Raw genomic sequence first — 20,815 nt, forward strand, 5'->3', positions numbered from 1 at the left:
GGAGGGCCGGCTGGCCGACAAGATCCGCTTCTATGCCCGGGCGTCTCTGCTGATCGTCGACGAGATCGGTTACCTGCCGATCACCACCGGTGGCGCCAACTTGTTCTTTCAACTCGTCAACGCCCGCTATGAAAAGGGCGCCATGATCCTCACCTCAAACCGCGGCTTCGCCGAATGGGGCGAGGTCTTCGGCGACCCCGTTGTTGCCACCGCGCTTCTTGACAGGCTCCTGCACCACGCTGTGGTCATMCAGATCGAAGGTGCCAGCTACCGCCTGCGCAGCCATGCCGACCTCATACCCGAGCATGTCCGCGCCAACGCCCCGATCGCTCCCCCGCCKCCGCCSAAGCGCCGCGGRCGRCCGCCAAAGACAAGGAATGGAGCCGCTGATCACTRACGCCGGCTGATCACCGGGACCGAGCAAGTGGGGAATTTTACTTCGGCACTTTTGGGGAAAATTGAAACGGCGTTGACAACGCGCACTGGTTCATGAGCCTTGAAGATGCAGCCGAAAAGTTGGAGGCTTGGCGTAGAGACTACAATGAAGAACGCCCGCACGGGGCTATCGGGAACAAGGTCCCGGCAGACCTGATGAAATCAGTTCACGACACCAGCCCGTGAACCTGATGGAACCGCGGAAATTCTAACAACGGCCGAGGGCACGTTGGGTAGCACATCAACCCTGAACAGAGCTAACTGAAAAACGCGGACTCTAAAGGGAGCACGTCAATGCTGTAACCGCCCCCGGCTCGAAACTATGATATCCGAAAGGAGACCCGAACATTTAAGCGCGTTCTAATTTCTCAGGGCAACGGGGCGAACTACTGAACTGAGGTTGATGACTACCGGGCGGCACCCTGGCATCTCGCCGCAATATCAGTACGCCATCCAGTTTAATTCGCGTTCTCGCCCATGCATTAAGGCTCTTCCACATCCAAGACAAATGACGAAGGCCCAATATTATTCTCAATCAATGATAAAATATCAGGTCGAAACAAGCCCTCTCTGGGGTCGAACAGCCCGGTCCGTTTCAAAGCTTGACGAACATTGATTTCACGGCCCAAGTATTCCAGTGCGACCTTCGAGGCGCCGGGTTTGCGTCCGCGCCGTGTCGGGCCGCCGGTCTGGATGCCGACCAGCGTATCCAGCCTGCTGCGGTGGCTGGGATAAAGCGTCGCCTGAGTGATCGAGCCCAGCTCGATCGTCTCGTATTCCACGATGTAGATCCGGTCGGCAAGGTAGAACACCGCGCCTTTATACTTGTTCATGCCTTGCGACTGGCCGGTTTCCGGATCGCGAAGCAATTCGATGTTGCTCCAGTAGAAGCGCTCGCTTTCCTTGTGAATAGACGCCAGAGATCGAATGATTTTCCCGGGATTGCTGAACGAATAGAAGTAGCGAAAATAGTAGCCGATGTATTTTTCGAGTGCCTGGCTGCGCTTGTAAATCAGCTCGAGATGACGCAGCGGCTCGCTGAGTTTCTCCTGACCCATCGGCTTGCGCTTGAGCGATACGATGTTCTCGAACAGCTGAGGCTCCATGAGCAATTCGGATTCCGACACGCCAAAGAAGTCACAGATCCGCCGCATATTGCGGCGCGACGGGTGCGAGGTGCCCGCGAGATACTTGTTGAACTGCTGGCGGTTGAGGTCGAGCTTGCGGCAGACCTCGGCAATGGAGGGGTGATAGCTGCACAGCAGAGCGAGATTTTGGCGAAGTTCGTCAGGCATGAGGTCTTATTAGAGTGAAGCTCTTGTCGCGTCAATTCGCGAAGGGCACGAAATTGCCGCCCCGTCGCAGGCGCGAAGTCATTCCCGCATCAAACGTACCCTAGTGGTCCATGGAGTTCAGACAGGCGTAAGACGGCGCAATTTGACCGGCATCCCCACGGCGTGAGGGAAACTCACAACTCGGACATTCCGACCTCGGCGACTTCATCATCACCGCAGAGCTGCGCGCTTGGGAGGGCGCTGCGCTGGTTGTGGAAAGACAGTGGCAAGAGCGCCTGCCGCGCGATCATATATAAGCGAAATGATGCGAAAGTTGCGTCAGTAAGCGAAACCGTGCGAAATTGATCAGTTTCAAAACCATGTCATGCTCCGGTCAGAAATTGTTCAGGGAGGACACGACAATGATACAAACAACAACCCGCCGAGGTTTCCTCGGCACCACGGCGGCCTTGGGCGCATTGGGTCTGGCCCCGGGATGGACAACTGCGGCCTTCGCTCAACCCGGCAACACGCTGCGCCTGCGCATCGACCGGGACAACAACGTGCTCGACCCGGGCTTCATGACGGGTGGTACGGAAATCGAGGCGCAGAAACAATGCCTGCCCTTCCTCGCCCAATACGCCCGCGATGGCGAAACCTTCACTTGGGAACCAACCTATTTCGTCACCAAGCTGGAACAGCGCGACGCCACTCATATCGACTTTGAGCTGGCCGAGGGGCTGGTCTGGTCCGGTGGCTACGGGGCCGTCACGGCTTCGGATGTCAAGTATTCCTACGAGCGCATGAAGGACAGCGACTGGTCGGGCTATTTCGAAGCGCTGGACCATGTCGAGGTGACCGGCGAGCGCACCGGCACCATCGTGCTCAGCAAGCCCTTTGCGCCGTTCATCATGATCACCCTCTGCCACGGGCCGGGCGCGGTGCTGAGCGAAAAGGCCATGGCCGACGTGGGCGGAAAGTTCACCACGAAGTTCCCCGCTGTCTGCGGCCCCTATACCTACGACGCGACGCCGGGCCAGCGCGCTGTCTTTTCCGCAAACCCCGAATGGACCGGGCCGAAACCGGCCTTTGACCGGGTGGAATGCAATGTCATCACCGAGGTCAAGGCGGCTGAGCTGGCCTTTGAAGCGGGCGAGCTGGATTGCACCAGCGTCGGCGCCGATACGCTGGCACGCTATACCAAGGACATGCCCGAGGGCACCGGCATCGCAGTTGCGGGCGAGCTGCAATACATGTGGATGGGGATGAATACCGAACATCCCAAGTTGCAAGACATCCGCGTGCGGCAGGCGATTCAGCATGCGGTGGATGTGGATACGATCCTGCAAGGCGCCTATTCCGGCACCACGGCCAAGTCGCACGGCATCATCTGCCCCGGCCTGACCGGCCAACGCGACAGCGCGGGCTACAGCTATGACCCGGCCAAGGCGCGGGCGCTGCTGGAGGAGGCCGGCGTGTCCGGTCTTGAGCTGACCCTGCGCACGCTCAACAATCAGGAACGGATGCTGACGGCGCAGATCATCCAGGCCAACCTCGCTGCGGTCGGGATTACCCTCAATGTCCTGCCGCTCGACGGAGGCCCGTTCTGGGAGATGGGCCAGGAAAGCAAAGGCGACACCTGGAAGGAGCTGGAGCTGTGGCTGATGCGGTTCGGCACCACACCGGACCCCTATGAGGCGACACAGTGGTTCACCTCAAACCAGGTCGGTGTCTGGAATTGGGAGCGCTGGACCGATGAGGAGTTCGACCGCCTCTATGATGAGGGCGTCAATGAGACTGACCAGCAAAAACGCCACGATATTTACGTGCGGATGCAGGAGATCATGGAGAATACGGGTGCCTATGTCTGGATCAATCATGAGCCCGAAGCATTCGGGCACAGCACCGATGTAACGGTCAATGCCGCGCCGTCGGGCGAGCTGAACTACCGCAGGTTCGGCATGGGCTGATCGCGCACCTCGGTATCGGCCCGCGCCCTGCCGCGCGGGCCGGCAAAATGAACTCCGGTCGAGGGGAAATCGTCCGTGCTATATTATCTTACCAAACGCCTGGGGCTGTCGGCGGTGGTGATCGGGCTTGTTGTACTGGTGCTCTTTTCGCTGCTGCATTTCATTCCCGGCGACCCGGCGACCATCGCCCTCGGGCCGCGTGCGACCGAAGAGGCCATCGCGCGCTATGCCGAAAAGATGCATCTCAACGAACCTGTCTGGCGCCAGTTCCTGATCTATATCGGCAATGCCCTGACCGGCGATCTTGGGTTGGATGTGTTCTCCGACCGCCCAGTGACCGCCATCATCATGGAGCGGATCTGCTTTACCCTCGCGCTGGTCGGCGCGGGCATGGGCTGGGCCATGTTGCTCGGCATCCCGCTGGGCTGCCTGGCGGCGGTCAAGCCCAACAGCTGGCTTGACCGTGTGACGGGCGTGCTGTCGGTGGGCACCATCGCCGTGCCGTCGTTCCTGGTGTCGATCTGGGCGCTGCTGATCTTTGCCGTGCAGCTGCGCTGGCTTCCGGCCATCGGCGCGGGCGAGCCGGGGCAGATCGGCGACCAGTTGATGCATCTGATCCTTCCGGCCTTTGCCATCGGGCTGAGCTGGGTGGGCTATCTGGCGCGCATGGTGCGCGCCTCGATGCTGGAGGTCATGGGCGAGAACTATATCCGCTCCGCCCGCGCTTTCGGCCTGCAACCCCGGCGGGTGATCTTTGGCTATGCGCTGCGGGTCGCCATCTTGCCGACGATCACGCTGATCGGCATGGGCTTTGGTGGCATGATCTCCTCGACCGTCTTTGCCGAGATCATCTTTGCCCGCCCCGGCCTTGGCAAACTGATCTTCGATGCCGTCATGGCGCGCAACTTCCCCATCGTGCAGGGCGCGGTTCTGGTGGCCACCGGCCTCTATATCCTCGTCGTCCTGTTTTCTGACATCCTCATAGCTTGGTTTGATCCCCGTGTCCGAGAATCGCTCTGAACCCGTAACCGGCATCCCGGCCGTCGACGCATCGGGCCTTCCCGATCACGTGACCGAAACCGAGATCCGTGAATCCGCCGCCCGCGAGCGCCGCGAAAAGCTGCGCAGCTTCCTGACCAACTGGCAGGGCCTGACCGGGTTGATCCTTGTCACCGCATTTTTCGCAAGCGCGATCTTCGCGTCCTGGCTTGCACCGTATGACCCCAACGCGCTGGACGTACCGGCGCGGCTGTCGGGCCCGACGCTCGACCACCTGGCCGGCACCGACCAACTTGGTCGCGATACGCTCTCGCGCATCCTCTACGGCGGGCGCGTGGCGCTGAAGATCGCCGCCATCGGCGTATCGGTCGCGCTGACCATCGGCCTGACGCTCGGCATGATCGCCGGGTTCGGACCGCGCTGGCTGGACAGCCTGCTGCTGCTGATCTTTGACACCGTGCGTTCGTTCCCGACGATCGTGCTGGCGCTGGCCACCGTGGCGCTGACCGGGCCGAGCCTCACTGTGGTGCTGGCGATCGTGATCATCACCTCGATTCCGCAATATGCGCGGGTGGCGCGGACGGCGACGCTGACACTGAGGAACACCGATTTCATCCTGGCCGAGCGCTCGCTCGGAGCCAGCATGACGAGAACGCTGCTGCATCACGTCATGCCGAATGTGGTCGGTCCCTTGCTGATCCTGGCCGCGATGGATGTGCCGGTGGTGGTCACAGTCGAGGCCGGGCTCAGCTTTCTGGGTCTCGGCGTGACGCCGCCGACCGCCAGCTGGGGCACGATCCTGAACGAGGGCTATCTGGTGATCCGCGACGCGCCCTGGATGGTAATCGCCGGGGGCATCCCGCTGATCCTGACCACGCTTGGATTTACCTTCCTCGGCGAAGCGCTGCGCGACATTTTCGATCCACGAATGGGAAAAGGACGCTGATATGCCCAAGGACGCATTACACTCCCCCGAGACGCTCTTGGATGTGCGCAACCTGTCGGTCGATTTCCGCACCCCTCAGGGGCGGGTCAAGGCGCTGCGCGACATCTCGTTCCCGATCCGCAAGAACCGGATCGTGGGCATTGTCGGCGAAAGCGGGTCGGGCAAATCCACGGTGCTCTGGGCGCTTCTGGGGCTTCTGGCCAAGAACGCCGATGTCATGGGCGGCGAGGTCCGCTTCGGGGACCGTGACCTACTGCAAGCCAGCGAGGCGCAACTGCGCGCCACGCGAGGCGAGGAAATCTCGGTGGTCTTCCAGGACCCGATGACCAGCCAGATCCCGGTGCTGACCTACGGTCGGCAGATGCTCGACATCCTCTACCGGAGGCCCAATGTCTCTGCCGCGGAGAAACGGCGCCTGGCGGTCGAGATGCTGGGCAAGGTGGGCATTCCCGACCCGGACAAGCGGATCGACCAGTATCCCCACCACTTCTCGGGCGGGATGCGCCAGCGTGCGGGTATCGCGATGGCGCTGCTCACCGGGCCGCAGCTGCTGCTGGCCGATGAGCCGACCACGGCGCTGGATGTCACCATGGAGGCACAGATCATCCATCTGCTCCAGGACTTGCAAAAAGAGCTGGACGCAACCGTGGTCGTGGTTTCGCACAATCTGGGTCTGATTGCCGAGCTCTGCGACGATGTGGTCGTCATGTATGCCGGCGAGGTGATCGAGGCGGGCGAGGTGCGCGAGATCTTTCACAACGCGCAGCATCCCTATACCCGCGCGCTGCTGGAATGCGACCCGGCGCGGATCGACGATGTGTCGCGCAAGCTGCCGGTCATTCCCGGCGATATTCCCGATCTGACCAAACCCCGGTCGGGCTGTATCTATGCACCGCGTTGCCAGCGGGCGCTGCCGGTCTGCCACGAGACCTTGCCGCCGGATGTGGCGCGCGGTGAGACGAGCCTGGCGCGCTGTCACCTTCTGGACGGGCTGCACCATGATCCCAGCTGGCCGCCGCCGCTGGACGTGATGACCGTGGGCCAGGAGTGCAGTGCTGGGACCAAGCCCGCTCGCGCCAAACACGACGCCGCCCTCCTTGAGGTCTCGGAGCTGAACGTGCAGTTCGAGACCGTCGGTCCTCTGCGGGCACGGCTGAAAGGGCTGAGTCAACGCCATGTGGACGCGGTGCTGGATGTCGGCCTGTCGGTCGCCCCCGGCGAAACTGTCGGGCTGGTGGGCGAAAGCGGTTCTGGCAAAACGACGCTGGGGCGCTGCGTGCTCAACCTCGTGCCGTCGCAGGCGGGCAGTGTGCGCTTTGAAGGCAAGGAAATCCGTAACATGCCCGAAGCCCGGTTCAAGCCTCTGCGCCGGGACATGGCGATGATGTTCCAGGACCCGGTCGGCTCGCTTTCCCCGCGCAAATCCGTTCGGGCCCTGATTACCGAGCCGTTCCAGATCCACGGCATCACCGGCGTCGATCTGGACGCCGAGGCCGAGCGGCTGGCCGAGATGGTGCGGCTGCCCAAACATTTCCTGTCGCGCTATCCGCATGAGCTTTCGGGCGGGCAGGCACGGCGCGTCGGCGTCGCCCGTGCGCTGGCTCTGAACCCCAAGCTGATCATCGCCGACGAGCCCACCGCCGGGCTGGACGTGTCGGTGCAGGGCGAGATCCTCAACCTGATGGCGGATCTTCAGGCCGAGCACGGGCTGGGCTATCTGATCATCACCCACAACCTGCCCGTGGTGCGCCATATCGCCGATCGGCTGGCGATCATGTATCTGGGTCGCATCGTTGAGGAGGGCCGCACCGACGAAGTTTTTGCCCGTCCGGTGCATCCCTACACGCGGGCTCTTGTCGAGGGCGTACCGCAGCCCGACCCGGACCGGCGCCGCGTGCATGTGTCGATCTCGGGCGAGGTTCCAAGCCTGCTCAACCGGCCGAAGGGCTGCGATTTCGCGGGGCGCTGTCCCTTTGCTCAGGATCGTTGCAGGGCCGAGAAACCGCCACATGTCACCATGGCGGACGGGCGTCGGCACGCCTGCCATTTCCCGCTAGGCTAAATACAAAACATAACAATCAACGGAAAAAACAATGAGTTACGGTATCTATATCGGGCGAAACCTCACCGCTGACGGGGTCGCCTATCTGGCCGGCTATGGCGATGAGCCGAGCAGCCACTGGCTGGAGATCTGTCCCCGCGCGAAATATCCCAAGGGGGCAACCCTGCCGGTTGGCGTGACCCCGGAGGCCGATATGCCCGGGCATATGAGCGAGATCCCTCAAGCCCCCGAGACGCTGCGCAACATGCGGGTGAGCTACAGCTACTATCTCGGCGTGCCGGCGCCGCTGACCAATGGCGGGGTGAACGAATGCGGGGTCGCGGTGCGCGACATCTGGTCCACCTCGAGGGCCGAGCTGATCGCCATGACCCCCAAGGATCAGACCGGACCGAACTACTCGGATCTGGCCCGGATCGTCGTGGAACGCGCCCGCAGTGCCCGTGAGGGTGTGGAGCTGATCGCGGATCTCATCGCAAAACATGGGTATTCCTCCTATGGCGGCAATTCCCACATCATCGCCGACCCCGAGGAAGCCTGGGTGGTGATCGAATTCGCCGGCGGGCGCGGTCTGTGGTGCGCCGAGCGGCTTGGCCCGGACGACATCCGCGCCTCGCGCCCCGGCTATATCGGCGAAATCCCGGCGGCCCCGACCAAAGATTTCCTGTTCCCGGCACATTTCTTTGAAACCGCCCGGGACATGGGCTGGTGGTCGGAGGGCGAAGGCCCGTTTCATGTCAACCATATCTATGGTGACGGCAAGCACCGCTGGGACGGCGTCGCCTGGATCGAGGACGAGATGCGCACCCGCGCGGCCCAGCCCGGGAAGATCACGCTTGATGATGTATTCTGGTCGATCAGCAGCGAGCGCCTGACCGGCGATACCGCCGGCTATGGCCAGGTCGTGCCGCTCACTCATCCGAAGCACGACGCGCTGCGCATGATGTGGCATGCGCCCGTCGGGCCGGTCACCGCGCCTCTGCTGCCGGTCTTTCTGGGCCAGGCCTCGGTGCCTCCCGCATGGCAACAGCACCGCTATCTGACGACCGGCGAAAGTCACCGTTTTCTGGATTGCCGCAAGGCAGACAAAAACCCGGATTCGGTTTCGCACATTCCACAGGGGATCGAGACTGGACCTTCGGCCTTCAGCATCTTCAAGCGGTTGATGCATCTCGCCTTCCAAAAGCAGGACCCGATCCTGCGCGAAATCTGGACCCATTGGCGGGCGATCGAAGCGCACACGAATGAGGAACTACCCGAGTTGTTGCGGGCGGCTTCGCTGCTGATGGATGCGGGCGAAGAGACTCTGGCATCACGGGTTTTGACAGAGTTTAGCCATGCGCGTTTCGACCGCGCCTTGGCCGATTGCGGTGCGCTCGCGGATGCGGCCTATGCCAGATTGCGCGCGCTGGGGGCGTTGAACATAACCGGGACGCCGCTGTCACCGGATCAGATCTGGTAGCTCCAAACCTCTATCGATCTGAAGCGTCCGGAATCCGAAGGAAGGTTCGGCTATTGGTTGTGTCTCTCTGAATAGCCGAAACCTTCCGACTTGCTTCAATTCTACTTAACCCTCGCTGCACACCAAGCCATATGTGACCTAGTCTTTGAAGGCTGGTCATCGCATTCCGCCGGAAGTCGGGCCGACACCGGCTTCTGGACGTCTGCTTTCGATCCAACACGGACATGAGCGAACGACGCACCCGATTTCTACGACCGGGAGCGAACGCCAAAATGTCTGGCAAGCATGGTGGATTCGAACGTCCAACCAGAGATGCAGGGGTCGATTGAGGTCCGGATTTCAAAAGGATTAAACAGGCCGCGGCTCTGGCGTCCGAAAGAAACAGCGAACGTATCAACATCGCACGGCGTGTTCGGCGACCCCCGGTAGCTTCGCTTCGGCATGGAAAAGGCAGCCCTGTAAGCGGTCGGGGCTCACGATGCCTTCGAAAGCAGTTGTGACAAAGAGGGTCTGCATCTCGGTCCCTCCGAACGCCGGGCAGGAGGTCTGCGTCGCTTCGAATGTGACGACACAATCAACTGTTCCGTCCGCTAGGTATCGAACGACCCGGCCCGCGCCCCACTGGGCGTTCCAAAGGGCGCCTTCCGCATCGACGACGGAGCCGTCAGGATGAAAACCGTAGGCCCCCGGGTCCGCGAACACGACCGGAGCGCCGGCTGGCCAACCTTCTTGGCCCAGCGGTTGCCGCATGATCCGGCCATCGCGCGTATCCGCGTAATACGCCGATTTGCCGTCAGGTGCGAAGCAGATGCTGTTCGGAATCGTGATGCCGGAGTAGAGACGGCGCAGTTCTCCTTGGTAGAGGCGATAGATCGCGCCACGCCTGGCCTCGGCTTTCTTGCCCATCGTTCCGATCCAGAATCCGCCAAACGGGTCCGCTCGCCCGTCGTTTGATCGCGTCCCTGGATCGTCGGCTTCAAGGGCGACGACCAGTTCACGCTGGCCAGTCTCGATGCTGAACCGCCAGAGCCCAGTTTCAGACGCGATCAACAGGGTATCGTGGTCGATCCATCCGGCTGCGGAATGGAATTCATCGAAGCGCCACTCCAACGCCCGGTCGTCCACCCGCGACAAGAGCCGCCGCCCCAGAATGTCGAACCAGAAGAGCTGCTTGCGTTCGGGATGCCAAAGCGGACCTTCCCCCAGTTCGCAACGGCGGTCGTCGTAGAGCCTGGCTACCGGGTTCATGCGACCGCCTCGTCATATTGCTTCACAAAGGCCCGTGCTTTCGCCGCCACGACCTCGACCGTATCGCCCGGTTTGAACAGCGCACTTCCAGATCCGACGCCCTGCGCACCGGCTGCGAACCAGTCGGACAACACCGCGTCGAACACGCCGCCAACAGCCCAGATCGGCACATCTGAAGGCAGGACTGCCCGGATCGCTTTCAGCCCCGCCGGGCCAACGACTTCGCCGGGAAAGAGTTTCAGCGCATCGGCTCCGGCAGCCAGTGCCGAAAAGCAGTCGCTTGGCGTCATGACGCCCGGGTAGGAAGTCAGTCCAAGCCGCTTTGTCGCGCGGATCACTTCCGGCTCCGTATTGGGCGAGACGACAAACGTGCCGCCCGCTGCAGCAACGTGAGACACCTGATCGGGCGTCAGCACGGTACCGGCCCCGATCCGGGCCTGCACACCGTACGCCTCAGCCATCCGGCGGATGGAGACGAACGGATCGGGCGAGTTGAGAGGCACTTCGATGATCGTGATCCCGGCGTCAATCAGGGCACCCGCGATGCTGACGGCCTGATCCGGTTCGACACCGCGAAGGATCGACATGATGTTTCGGGTCATTCAGAGCCTCCTGTGAGTTCGGTATGGGCGCTGATGAGGCCTCTCAAGGTCATCTCCCGCGCCCCGACAAAGCGGACCTCGGCCGCAAGGTCGGTCAGTTTGACATAGAGGTCCAGCACCCGCGTGTCGCCGACCACGATTACCTTGGCCCTGTCCCAAAAGGGTCGCGCCCCGGCAAGCTCCAGCCCGAGGAGAAGCCCCGACAGGCGCGCCCTCGTCTCTCCGGCGTGCGGAGCCTGCAGCAACCCGCGAGCGCGCAAGCCGAAGAGCGCCGCACTCAGACCGGCGGGATCCGCCAGACCATCCGTGACACCGCCCGCAAAGGCCTCGGCGCTCCAATCGTCGTCCATCCCTTGCCGGAGAATCGAATGGCGGGACAGCAGGGCGAAGAGTTCGCCCGTCATGAAGGTCCGGAACGTCCGCACGCGTCCGTCCGCCACGCGTACCCACTTGGTGTGCGTACCGGGCAGACAGATCACCCCGTCGATCTCCGGAAACTGGGCGAGAACTCCGGCGATCTGTGTTTCCTCCCCGCGCATGACATCTGGCGGATCCGCCTGTGACAGCCCCGGCAGGATTGTCACGTCAAGCCGGGGATCGTGGGTGACGACGCGCGTCGCGGCCCCCCGTCCCGGAACCGCCGGAACCGCGACATACCCCGCTTCGCACCAGCCACCGCGCGCCCCGGCCATGCCGCAGACGACGACCGTCATCCGGCCGGTTCCCAGCAGATCGCCCGCCAGATCTACAAACGCCGCTTCGAACTGGTCCGGCTCCAGCGTTCCCATCCCCTTGTCCGACGACTGTTCGATCAGGACCTCGCCGCCCGAGGTCATCGCCCAGACCCGCACGTTGGACGTGCCCCAGTCGACCGCGATCCAGTCCGGCAAGGTCATTTGTCGCGCAGGTCGCCGGGAAGCAGCGCGTCGGGCATGTTCTGATAGCAGACTGGCCGCAGGAACCGCCGGATCGCCAAAGTACCCACACTGGTGGCCCCGAAATTGGTCGAGGCCGGGTAAGGCCCGCCGTGAACCATGCTGTCGCAGACCTCGACACCCGTCGGATAGCCGTTGGTTAGGATTCGTCCCGCCTTTCGTTCAAGGATGGGCATCAGACTCCGTGCCAACTCGGTATCACCGTCGTCCATCATCAGCGTGCAGGTCAGCTGACCCTGCAGGGACCGGGCGACGGCCCGCATCTGGTCAGCATCGCCGACGCGAACGATCACGCCAAGCGGACCGAACACCTCATGCCCGAGCGCCTCATTCGCCAGCCATTCATCGCCGGTCGTGGTAAATAGGTACGGCGTCGCGTTCCGCAGGTCACAGACGGAGGTCAGCACCTCCTGCACGCCCCTCGTGTCCGCGACCCGATCACGGCCTGCGCGGTAGGCTTTGGCGACCCCTTCGGTCAGCATGGTCTGCGCCCCGATAACCGACAAGGCCGATGTCGCCGCTTGGGTGAAGGTGTCGGCAGCGGGCCCGTCGATCAGGACGATTACGCCGGGGTTGGTACAGAACTGCCCCGCCCCCATGGTCAGCGATCCGGCCCAGCCCTTGGCCAGATCTTCCCCGCGTGCCGATAGTGCCTTGGGCAGCAGGAACATCGGGTTTACGCTGCCAAGCTCGCCATAGAACGGGATCGGCACCGGCCGCGCCGCGCAAAGATCAAAGAGCGCACGACCCGCGCCAAGCGATCCAGTGAAGCCGACGGCGGTGATCAGCGGATGCTGCACCAACGCGGCCCCCAGATCGTTCGTATTGCCCTGCACGAGGTTGAAGGTTCCGCCGGGCATCCCGCACTTGGCGATCGCGGCATGGATAGCTTCGGCCACGATCTCTCCGGTCCCGGGATGCGCCGGATGGCCCTTGACCACGACGGGACAGCCTGCGGCCAGCGCCGATGAAGTGTCTCCCCCGGCGGTTGAGAACGCCAGCGGGAAGTTGGATGCACCGAAGACGGCAACCGGCCCGAAGGGGCGCTGTACCATCTTCAGATCGGGACGCGGCAGGGGCTGCCAGTCCGGCAGTGCCTTGTCATGACGACGGTCCAGGTAGTCCCCGGCCTCGATATGATCCGCGAAGAGGCGCAGTTGGCCGGTCGTCCGGCCCCGTTCGCCCTGCAGACGGGCTGCGGGCAGGCCGGATTCCCGGGTACCGATCTCGGTAATCTGGTCGGCTCGCGCCTCGATCTCGTCGGCAATGGTGCGCAGGAAGGCTGCACGCTCGGCCCGGGTGGTGTAACCATAGGTCCAGAAGGCTTCTTCGGCGGCCTGAACCGCGCGATCAACCTCGTCTGCACCGCCATTGGCCGTGTCATGCGACATGCCGTCGACCGGCTGAGACGCAAACATGGAAGAAGACCGGACCCATTCGCCGGCGATCAGGTGTTTCCCGTGCGGTTGGTATGTCATGCGATCTCTCCTTACTTGCCCCAGCTCAGCGCGATCAGGTCCAGTTCGCGCGCGAGCGACATGAGCCGGTCCTTGGTCCGTGGCGACAGGGGCTTCAGCGGATGGCGGACGTAATCCGATCCGATCACGCCTCCCTCCATCATCACGGTCTTGGCGGCCCGCAGGCCACACTGGCGGTTTTCGTGGTTGATGAGCGGCAGGCAGAGCTTCCATTGCTCAAGCGCCGCATCGGTGTTGCCTGCCCGGTATTGGGTGACGATCAGGCGGATCTTCTCGGGTTGCAGCGCGGAGGTCATCGTACCGGTACAGCCCGCGTCGAGATCGGCCAGCAGCGTCACGGCCTCCTCACCGTCGAAGGGGCCGACGATGTGGTCTCCGCCCATCTCGATCAAAGCGGCAAGCTTATCGGCGGCAAAGGGCGTCTCCATCTTGAAATAGGAGACATTCTCGATCTCTTTCGCCATCCGCACCAGCAGCGGCACAGACAGGGTCACGCCCGACAACGGCGCATCCTGCACCATGATCGGGATCGACACGGCATCGGACGCGGCCGCGAAATGTTCGAAGACGCCCTGTTTTGCAGGGGCCAAGCCGACGCCATGATAGGGCGGCATCATCATCAGCATCGAGGCCCCGAACGCCTGCGCCTCTTTCGCACGATAAACGACGATGTCGGTGGCGAAATGGCTGATCGTGACGATCACCGGCACGCGGCCCGCGACGTGGTCCAGGCTGACCTTGGTGAGGATTGCACGTTCCTCGTCCGACAGCAGGAACTGTTCCGAATAGTTGGCCAAGATGCAGATTGCGTCGACGCCCTGATCGATCATGCAGTCGAGAACGCGGCGCATGCCGTCCGGGTCGATGGAGCCATCTGCGTGAAACGGGGTCGGGGCGACCGGGAGGATACCTGTAAGTGGGTTTTGCATCTTGGCCTCTTAGGTTCGGGTCACGGCAAAGCGCGACACTTGTCTGTACCTGTCTCCCGCTCGTAGGACCGGAGACGGAAAATCGGGATGGTTCGGACTGTCGGGCCAGAACTGCGGCTCGAAGGCGATGCCGGCGTTCAAGCCGTAAGGCCGACCATTCAGTTCTTTCGCCGGAGCGCTCGCCAGACTGCCGCCGGCGTAGACCTGCAGCCCGACTTCAGTCGTGTCGACGGTCAGCCGCAGGCCGCCTGCAGCGATCGTCGCGGCCCGGCGCATCTGGCCATGCGTCCGTGCAAGGCAGAAGTTGTGATCCAGCCCGGGATCGGGCGCGCGCGGCGAGCGATAGTCGAACGCAGTTCCCGCCACCGGCGCAGGCCCATTGGATGGGATCATCGCATCGGTCACCGGAAGGTAATGCTCTGCATCGACGGTCAGCCTGTGGCCGGACACGTCCGCCCCGCCATCGAGCGTCCAATAGCCGTGAAAGGCCGGGCCGAACATGGCAGGGCGGTCGGTGCTGCCTTCGATCTCGATCGCCAGAGCGCCCTGTGAATCAAGCGAATAGCGGGCTTTGACGTCGATCTCACCAGGGAAGCCGCCAGTTCCGTGAGTGTGGTGAAGTCCAAGGGTAACCGACGATGCGTCGGCTGCTTCGAGAGTCCAGTTGCGACCGGAGAACTGCGCCGCCCCGCCATGGAGCGTGGTCTGTCCCGCCTCGTTCCGGTCAAGCTGGTAGTCGCGCCCATCAACTGTCATCCGCCCTCCGGCAATGCGGTTCGCCACGGGACCGACGATGGCACCGAAATATTGCATCGGTCCGAGATAGGCGGTGTAGTCCACCGACCCGAGAACAAGTGAATGTTCCACGCCCGCCAACCGCAGGTCGACAAGGCTCGCCCCCCAGGTCATCACCCGCGCCATGACCGGTCCGCCGCCTATCCACAAGGCGTGCACCTCGGTCTCATCCGAGGCGATGCCTATCAGGTCGGTGTCGTCAAGCATGTCCATTACCAGTCGAACGGGGAGACGATGACACGGCGGCCAAGGGTGAAGGCATCGGACACATGGCGCATCGGCGACAGATCCATGTCGATCCCGCCCTTCGCGACCAGACCGGCCATCTGCGCGTAGAGCCGCGGATATTCCCCCGTGAGGCCCGGAACGCTGTCATCGACCTTCCCGTCAATGGCGAGCTTGCCGCCGCCATTCTCAAGCACCATGACGCTTTGATCCGTCTCGGCGCGGATAGTCCAGGTCGGCTCTCCAGGTTCAAGAAAATCGAGCACCATCGACACCTCGGCCCCTGCCGGATGGTGGAACTGGCACTCCGCTGCGATTGGAGTGTCGCGGTTTTCAGGAAAGCTCAGCACCGCGCTGGTCAGATGGATGGGGTCAGGCAGTATTTCCGTCAGGATCGAGAGCGCGTTGATGCCCGGATCGAAGACGCCCAGCCCGCCGGCCTCCAAGATCCAGTCCTGTCCGGGATGCCATTGCCGAACGTTCTCGCGCCAGATGACCGTCAGCTTACGCAGTGTCTTCCCGGCAAGCCAGGCCTTGGCTGCGGGGACCTTGTCTGCCTGTCGCGAATGCCATGTCGCATAGAGAGACACCCGATGCGCCCGCGCCATCGCCTCGAGCGCGTGACACTCCGACAGGGTCGCCCCCGGAGGCTTTTCCATCATGACATGCCGACCCGCCCTGATCGCTGTCTCGGCATAGTCGAAACGCGGAACCGGAGGCAGGCAGAGCGACACCACACGAATGTCCGACCGTTCAGCCAGCATTTGCGCGAAATCATCATAAGATGGAACGCCGTCGACGCTGCCATGGCGCGACACGGTCGCCGACAGGCGCCATTCGGGACTTTCACTGATCGCCGGCACATGCTGGTCGAGTGCGATCTTTCCTATGCCGACAAGCGCGATTTCCATCAATGCGAATCCTTCCCGACCGGCGACCCGCGGCAGCCTTTGAGGAACCCCAGATCGGCCCCGGTATCGGCCCCCTCCACGTGCTGCTGGTGCAGCCAGAGATAGCCGCTCTCGACCTGCACGTGGTTCGGTACCCAGTCTTTCAGCCGGGCGGCCAGGTCCTCGTCCGGGATATCCAGGTGCAGGCGCCGCGCCTCGACATCCAGTTCGATCATGTCCCCGGTCTTCACGACGGCCAGCGGTCCGCCCGCCGACGCTTCGGGGGAGGTATGCAGGACCACGGTGCCATAGGCCGTGCCGGACATGCGCGCGTCCGAGATGCGGACCATGTCAGTGATGCCCTTCTTCAGGACCTTCGGCGGAAGGCCCATGTTGCCGACCTCCGCCATGCCGGGATAGCCCTTTGGCCCGCAGTTCTTCAGGACCATCACGCAGGTCTCGTCGATGTCCAGCGTGTCGTCGTTGATCCGGGCTTTGTAGTCGTCGATATCCTCAAACACGACGGCCCGACCCCGATGCTTGAGCAGATGGGGTGATGCGGCAGAAGGTTTCAGAACGGCCCCCTGCGGTGCGAGGTTGCCCTTCACCACCGCGATCCCGCCCTGCTGTGTCAAAGCCTTCTCAAGCGGCAGGATCACGTCCTCGTTCCAGTTGCGGACGTCTTTCACCTCGTCCCAGATCGTTTCGCCCGACACCGTCAGCGCGTCCTTGTGCAACTGGCCGCCCTCGCCCAGCCTTTTCAGCACGACAGGCAGGCCGCCGGCATAGAAGAACTCCTCCATGAGGTACTTGCCCGAGGGCATGACGTTCACGATGGTCGCCACGTCGCGCCCGCAGCGGTCCCAGTCGTCCAGCGTCAGGTCGACGCCGACCCGGCCCGCGATGGCCAGCATGTGGATCACCGCATTGGTCGATCCGCCGATGGCGCCGTTGGCGCGGATCGCGTTCTCGAACGCCTGTTTGGTCATGATGTCCGAGGGCTTCAAGTCGTCCTTGACCATCTGCACGATCCGCCGCCCCGACATCTGCGCCATCACCCGGCGACGGCTGTCGACCGCCGGGATCGCGGCATTGCCCGACAGCGCCATGCCAAGCGCCTCGGCCATGCTTGCCATGGTCGACGCGGTGCCCATGGTATTGCAGGTGCCGGACGACCGGCTCATCGATTCCTCGGCCTCCAGGAATTCCTCCTGCGTCATCTCGCCTGCCTTCACGGCCTCCGAGAACTTCCACAGATGCGTGCCGGATCCGACGCGTTCGCCCCGGAAGTAGCCGTTCAGCATCGGCCCGCCGGTCACGACAATGGAGGGCAAGTCGGTGGACGCAGCCGCCATCAGAAGCGACGGCGTGGTCTTGTCGCAACCTACCAGCAGCACCGCACCGTCGATAGGCTGGCCGCGCATCTGCTCCTCGATCGACATGGCGGCGAGGTTGCGGAACATCATCGCGGTCGGGCGGAAAGTGTTCTCGGATGCCGAGAAGACGGGAACCTCGACCGCGAAGCCGCCGGCCTCCCAGATACCGGCCTTCACCTTCTCGGCCAGCTCACGCAGGTGGCCGTTGCAGGGGGTCAGATCGGACCAGGTGTTGAGGATGCCGATGATCGGGCGACCGTCGAATAGATCATGCGGATAGCCCTGGTTCTTCATCCAGCCGCGATGGTAGATCGTGTCGCGGCCATTCCCGGCGTACCACTCCTGCGAGCGGAGTCTGCGGGGCCAGGGCGCGGGTTTGAAAGTCATGGCTCACCCCTGCTTGGATTTGTTGTAGACGTCGAAGATGACGGCGGCGAGCAGCACCAGACCCTTGATCATCTGCTGGTAGTCGATGCCGATCCCCATGATCGACATGCCGTTGTTCAACACGCCCATCAGGAAGGCGCCGACCACGGCACCGACGATCGTCCCCACCCCGCCGGACATGGACGCCCCGCCGATGAAGACCGCCGCGATCACGTCAAGCTCAAGCGCGAAGCCCGCCTTGGGCGTCGCTGTGTTCAGGCGGGCGGCGAAGACGAGGCCGGCCACCGCCGCCAGAACACCCATGTTGACGAATGCCAGGAAGGTAAGCCGTTCGGTCTTGATGCCCGACAGCTTCGCCGCCTTCTGGTTTCCGCCAAGCGCGTAGATTCGGCGGCCCAGCACGGTGCGTTCGGTGAGGAAGGCATAGATCAGGGTCAGCACGCCCATGGTGATCAGCACGTTCGGCAGACCCCGGAAGGTCGACAGCTTGAACATGATGAACACGATGGCCCCGACGACGATCACGTTGCGGCCAATGAAGAAGGCGCGCGGTTCGTCCACCACGCCGTAGGCATGGTTGCGGGACCTGGCACGCATCCCGCTGTAGACGATGGCGAAAGCCGCGATGATGCCGACGCCCAGGGCGAGCACGTTCACCTGACGTGCGCTGAAGACCGCAGCCAGGGTCTGCCCGATCCCGGCCGGGAAAATGTCCGTGACGAACCCGTTGGCCAGCGCCTGGAATTCACGCGGGAACGGACCGACGGACTGGCCTTCCAGAAGCAGAAGCGACAGGCCACGGAAGACGAGCATCCCCGCGAGCGTCACGATGAAGGACGGGATCTTCCAGTAGGCGACCCAATAACCCTGCGCCGCCCCGATCAGCCCCCCGGCGACCAAGCAGATAACGATGGCCAACAGGTATGGCACATCCATGTTCACGATCATCACAGCCGCCAGCGCGCCGATGAACCCCATGACGGACCCGACCGAAAGGTCGATATTGCCCGACACGATGACGACCAGCATTCCGAGCGCCATGATGATGATATAACTGTTCTGCAACAACAGGTTGGTGATGTTCACCGGGCGCAACAGCGTACCGGACGTGGTGATCTGGAAGAACACCATGATCGCGATCAACGCGAACAGCAGCCCATAGGTGCGCAGGTGGCCCAGAAGGTATTCACCAATCCCCATTGGCTGGGCCTCGGTCGTTGTGGTTTCTGCAAGCGACATGTCCTGCCCCCCTCTTAATCGGTCACGATGAGCGACATGATCCGCTCCTGGCTGGCCTCTTCGGCGGTCAGTTCGCCGACCAGAGCGCCCTCGTTCATGACGTAGATGCGATCACACATGCCCAGCAGTTCGGGCATCTCGGACGAGATCATCAGAACGCCCTTCCCCATGGCGGAGAGCTCGTTGATGATCCCGTAGATTTCGAATTTCGCGCCGACGTCGATCCCGCGTGTCGGCTCGTCGAGGATCAGAACCTCGGGTTCGGCAAAGAGCCACTTCGACAGCACGACTTTCTGCTGATTGCCGCCGGACAGGTTCATTACCTTCTGGAAGACTGAGGGCGTGCGGATGTTCATCGCGCGGCGATAGCGTTCCGACACCTCGGTCTCGAGGTTGTCGTTCAGGATGCCGTTCCTGGACACGCCCTGAAGATGGGCGAGCGACACATTGCGGTTGATCGGTTCTTCCAGGATCAGGCCAAGGCTCTTGCGGTCCTCGGTGACATAGGCCAGCCCGGCGGCGATCGCGCGGTCCACGCGGCTGACGTCGACCTCCTGCCCCTTGATCCTGACCTGACCCGAGATGTTCTGACCATAGGACCGGCCGAAGATGCTCATCACCAGTTCAGTCCGACCCGAGCCCATGAGCCCCGCGATGCCCACGACCTCGCCCGCGCGGACCTCGAAATTGGCAGATTTGATCACCTGCCGGTCGGTGTGTTCGGGATGCCAGACGTTCCAGTCCTTCACTTCGAACAGCACATCCCCCGCCCGGCGTTCGCGCGCCGGATAGCGATGCGCCATGTCGCGGCCCACCATGTCGCGCACGATGGCGTCCTCGGTAATCTCCTGCGTGCGCGCATCCATTGTCGACACGGTCGAACCGTCGCGAATGACGGTGACGGAGTCGGCCACGCGGCGCACTTCGTTCAGTTTGTGGCTGATGATGATGCTGGTGACGCCCTGCGCCTTCAGCTCCAGCAGCAGGTCCAGCAGCGCCTGGCTGTCACTTTCCGACAGGGCCGCCGTCGGCTCGTCAAGGATCAGCAGGCGGACCTCTTTCGACAGGGCCTTGGCGATCTCGACCAGCTGCTGCTTGCCGACGCCCAGCTTGTCGACCTGTGTCGTGGGCGCCTCGCGCAGGCCGACCTTACGCAGTAACTCATCGGTCCGCCGGAAAGTCCCCCGCCAGTCGATCACCCCGCGCGCCGCCTGTTCGTTGCCCAGGAACAGGTTCTCGGCAATCGACAGAAGCGGCACGAGGGCCAGTTCCTGATGAATGATGATTATGCCGCGCTTTTCGCTGTCGGCGATGTCGCGGAATTCGGCCAGACCACCGGCGTAGTGTATTTCGCCGTCGTAGCTTCCCGCTGGATAGACCCCTGAAAGGACTTTCATCAGCGTGGATTTCCCGGCCCCGTTTTCCCCGACCAGCGCGTGGATTTCACCCTCGCGGACCGTCAGGTTGACCTGGTCCAGCGCCTTCACGCCCGGAAAGGTCTTGGTGATCGAGCGCATTTCAAGAAGTGCGGACATGACACCCTCTCGTCCTTCGTGTCGACCTGCC

The 20,815-nt window shown here is 62.9% G+C and carries 16 protein-coding genes and 2 pseudogenes; 7 read left to right on the plus strand and 11 right to left on the minus strand.

The genetic code is table 11. The annotated features are described in order from the left end of the window. Both GKC28_RS18210 and GKC28_RS18215 read left to right on the plus strand, forming a co-directional pair. A partial coding sequence (locus GKC28_RS18210; protein WP_174148478.1) for an ATP-binding protein occupies positions 1-397 on the plus strand: 397 nt, incomplete at its 5' end. Between the two features lie 77 nt (positions 398-474). Continuing rightward, positions 475-621: pseudogene (locus GKC28_RS18215) on the plus strand (integrase core domain-containing protein); the annotation flags it as partial. A gap of 296 nt (positions 622-917) precedes the next feature. On the opposite strand, the gene GKC28_RS18220 reads toward GKC28_RS18215, so the two are convergent. Continuing rightward, positions 918-1,730 carry a helix-turn-helix transcriptional regulator gene (locus GKC28_RS18220; RefSeq protein WP_065269478.1) on the minus strand — a complete coding sequence of 271 codons (813 nt, stop codon included), beginning with the start codon at positions 1,728-1,730 and terminating at the stop codon, positions 918-920. A 401-nt stretch (positions 1,731-2,131) separates the two neighbouring features. On the opposite strand from GKC28_RS18220, the gene GKC28_RS18225 reads away from it, so the two are divergent. The 5 genes from GKC28_RS18225 (at position 2,132) to GKC28_RS18245 (ending at position 9,145) form a co-directional block, all read left to right on the plus strand. Next, positions 2,132-3,679, plus strand: coding sequence for an ABC transporter substrate-binding protein (locus tag GKC28_RS18225; RefSeq protein ID WP_174148435.1), 1,548 nt, complete (start codon positions 2,132-2,134; stop codon positions 3,677-3,679). Positions 3,680-3,754: 75 nt separating this feature from the next. Further along, positions 3,755-4,699 carry an ABC transporter permease gene (locus GKC28_RS18230; RefSeq protein WP_065269476.1) on the plus strand — a complete coding sequence of 315 codons (945 nt, stop codon included), beginning with the start codon at positions 3,755-3,757 and terminating at the stop codon, positions 4,697-4,699. Next, a complete protein-coding gene (locus GKC28_RS18235) occupies positions 4,680-5,624 on the plus strand; it encodes an ABC transporter permease (protein ID WP_254656760.1) in 945 nt (314 codons plus the stop codon). The genes GKC28_RS18230 and GKC28_RS18235 overlap by 20 nt, the downstream gene beginning before the upstream one ends. A 1-nt stretch (position 5,625) precedes the next feature. Continuing rightward, positions 5,626-7,686, plus strand: a complete 2,061-nt coding sequence (locus tag GKC28_RS18240) for an ABC transporter ATP-binding protein (protein ID WP_174148436.1) — start codon at positions 5,626-5,628, stop codon at positions 7,684-7,686. Between the two features lie 31 nt (positions 7,687-7,717). Next, the gene (locus GKC28_RS18245) at positions 7,718-9,145 is read left to right on the plus strand and encodes a C69 family dipeptidase (protein ID WP_065269474.1); all 1,428 of its coding nucleotides are present in this window, start codon (positions 7,718-7,720) and stop codon (positions 9,143-9,145) included. A 393-nt stretch (positions 9,146-9,538) separates the two neighbouring features. Here GKC28_RS18245 and GKC28_RS18250 read toward each other — a convergent pair whose 3' ends face one another. The 10 genes and pseudogenes from GKC28_RS18250 to mmsA form a co-directional block, all read right to left on the minus strand. Next, a complete protein-coding gene (locus GKC28_RS18250; protein ID WP_174148437.1) occupies positions 9,539-10,393 on the minus strand; it encodes an SMP-30/gluconolactonase/LRE family protein in 855 nt (284 codons plus the stop codon). After that, the gene (locus GKC28_RS18255; protein WP_174148438.1) at positions 10,390-10,995 is read right to left on the minus strand and encodes a 2-dehydro-3-deoxy-6-phosphogalactonate aldolase; all 606 of its coding nucleotides are present in this window, start codon (positions 10,993-10,995) and stop codon (positions 10,390-10,392) included. Before GKC28_RS18255 ends, GKC28_RS18250 begins: the two co-directional genes overlap by 4 nt. Next, positions 10,992-11,891 (minus strand): 2-dehydro-3-deoxygalactonokinase, encoded by a 900-nt coding sequence (locus tag GKC28_RS18260; protein WP_174148439.1) that lies wholly within the window; start codon positions 11,889-11,891, stop codon positions 10,992-10,994. Before GKC28_RS18260 ends, GKC28_RS18255 begins: the two co-directional genes overlap by 4 nt. Beyond that, positions 11,888-13,408: an aldehyde dehydrogenase (NADP(+)) gene (locus GKC28_RS18265; protein WP_174148440.1), complete on the minus strand. Its 1,521-nt coding sequence runs from the start codon at positions 13,406-13,408 to the stop codon at positions 11,888-11,890. The genes GKC28_RS18260 and GKC28_RS18265 overlap by 4 nt, the downstream gene beginning before the upstream one ends. Positions 13,409-13,419: 11 nt before the next feature. After that, complete coding sequence (locus tag GKC28_RS18270; RefSeq protein WP_174148441.1) at positions 13,420-14,337, minus strand: dihydrodipicolinate synthase family protein; 918 nt, start codon at positions 14,335-14,337, stop codon at positions 13,420-13,422. 9 nt (positions 14,338-14,346) lie between these two features. Further along, the gene (locus tag GKC28_RS18275) at positions 14,347-15,339 is read right to left on the minus strand and encodes an aldose epimerase family protein (RefSeq protein WP_174148442.1); all 993 of its coding nucleotides are present in this window, start codon (positions 15,337-15,339) and stop codon (positions 14,347-14,349) included. Positions 15,340-15,344: 5 nt separating this feature from the next. Then, complete coding sequence (locus GKC28_RS18280) at positions 15,345-16,268, minus strand: Gfo/Idh/MocA family protein (protein ID WP_174148443.1); 924 nt, start codon at positions 16,266-16,268, stop codon at positions 15,345-15,347. After that, positions 16,268-18,010, minus strand: a complete 1,743-nt coding sequence (gene araD / locus GKC28_RS18285; RefSeq protein ID WP_174148444.1) for an L-arabinonate dehydratase — start codon at positions 18,008-18,010, stop codon at positions 16,268-16,270. The genes GKC28_RS18280 and araD overlap by 1 nt, the downstream gene beginning before the upstream one ends. A 3-nt stretch (positions 18,011-18,013) precedes the next feature. After that, the gene (gene mmsB, locus GKC28_RS18290; protein ID WP_174148445.1) at positions 18,014-19,249 is read right to left on the minus strand and encodes a multiple monosaccharide ABC transporter permease; all 1,236 of its coding nucleotides are present in this window, start codon (positions 19,247-19,249) and stop codon (positions 18,014-18,016) included. Positions 19,250-19,266: 17 nt separating this feature from the next. Next, a pseudogene (mmsA, locus tag GKC28_RS18295) lies at positions 19,267-20,784 on the minus strand (multiple monosaccharide ABC transporter ATP-binding protein); the annotation flags it as partial. Positions 20,785-20,815: the final 31 nt, after the last annotated feature.

Source organism: Leisingera sp. ANG59 (assembly GCF_013317235.1).
Lineage (GTDB): Bacteria > Pseudomonadota > Alphaproteobacteria > Rhodobacterales > Rhodobacteraceae > Leisingera.

What these genes read in the sequence shown, in the direction of transcription:
- GKC28_RS18220 (WP_065269478.1), bottom strand. Translation starts at nt 1,730, where the DNA reads ATGCCTGACGAACTTCGCCAAAATCTCGCTCTGCTGTGCAGCTATCAC.
- GKC28_RS18225 (WP_174148435.1), top strand. Translation starts at nt 2,132, where the DNA reads ATGATACAAACAACAACCCGCCGAGGTTTCCTCGGCACCACGGCGGCC.
- GKC28_RS18240 (WP_174148436.1), top strand. Translation starts at nt 5,626, where the DNA reads ATGCCCAAGGACGCATTACACTCCCCCGAGACGCTCTTGGATGTGCGC.
- GKC28_RS18245 (WP_065269474.1), top strand. Translation starts at nt 7,718, where the DNA reads ATGAGTTACGGTATCTATATCGGGCGAAACCTCACCGCTGACGGGGTC.
- GKC28_RS18250 (WP_174148437.1), bottom strand. Translation starts at nt 10,393, where the DNA reads ATGAACCCGGTAGCCAGGCTCTACGACGACCGCCGTTGCGAACTGGGG.
- GKC28_RS18255 (WP_174148438.1), bottom strand. Translation starts at nt 10,995, where the DNA reads ATGACCCGAAACATCATGTCGATCCTTCGCGGTGTCGAACCGGATCAG.
- GKC28_RS18260 (WP_174148439.1), bottom strand. Translation starts at nt 11,891, where the DNA reads ATGACCTTGCCGGACTGGATCGCGGTCGACTGGGGCACGTCCAACGTG.
- GKC28_RS18265 (WP_174148440.1), bottom strand. Translation starts at nt 13,408, where the DNA reads ATGACATACCAACCGCACGGGAAACACCTGATCGCCGGCGAATGGGTC.
- GKC28_RS18270 (WP_174148441.1), bottom strand. Translation starts at nt 14,337, where the DNA reads ATGCAAAACCCACTTACAGGTATCCTCCCGGTCGCCCCGACCCCGTTT.
- GKC28_RS18275 (WP_174148442.1), bottom strand. Translation starts at nt 15,339, where the DNA reads ATGCTTGACGACACCGACCTGATAGGCATCGCCTCGGATGAGACCGAG.
- GKC28_RS18280 (WP_174148443.1), bottom strand. Translation starts at nt 16,268, where the DNA reads ATGGAAATCGCGCTTGTCGGCATAGGAAAGATCGCACTCGACCAGCAT.
- araD (WP_174148444.1), bottom strand. Translation starts at nt 18,010, where the DNA reads ATGACTTTCAAACCCGCGCCCTGGCCCCGCAGACTCCGCTCGCAGGAG.
- mmsB (WP_174148445.1), bottom strand. Translation starts at nt 19,249, where the DNA reads ATGTCGCTTGCAGAAACCACAACGACCGAGGCCCAGCCAATGGGGATT.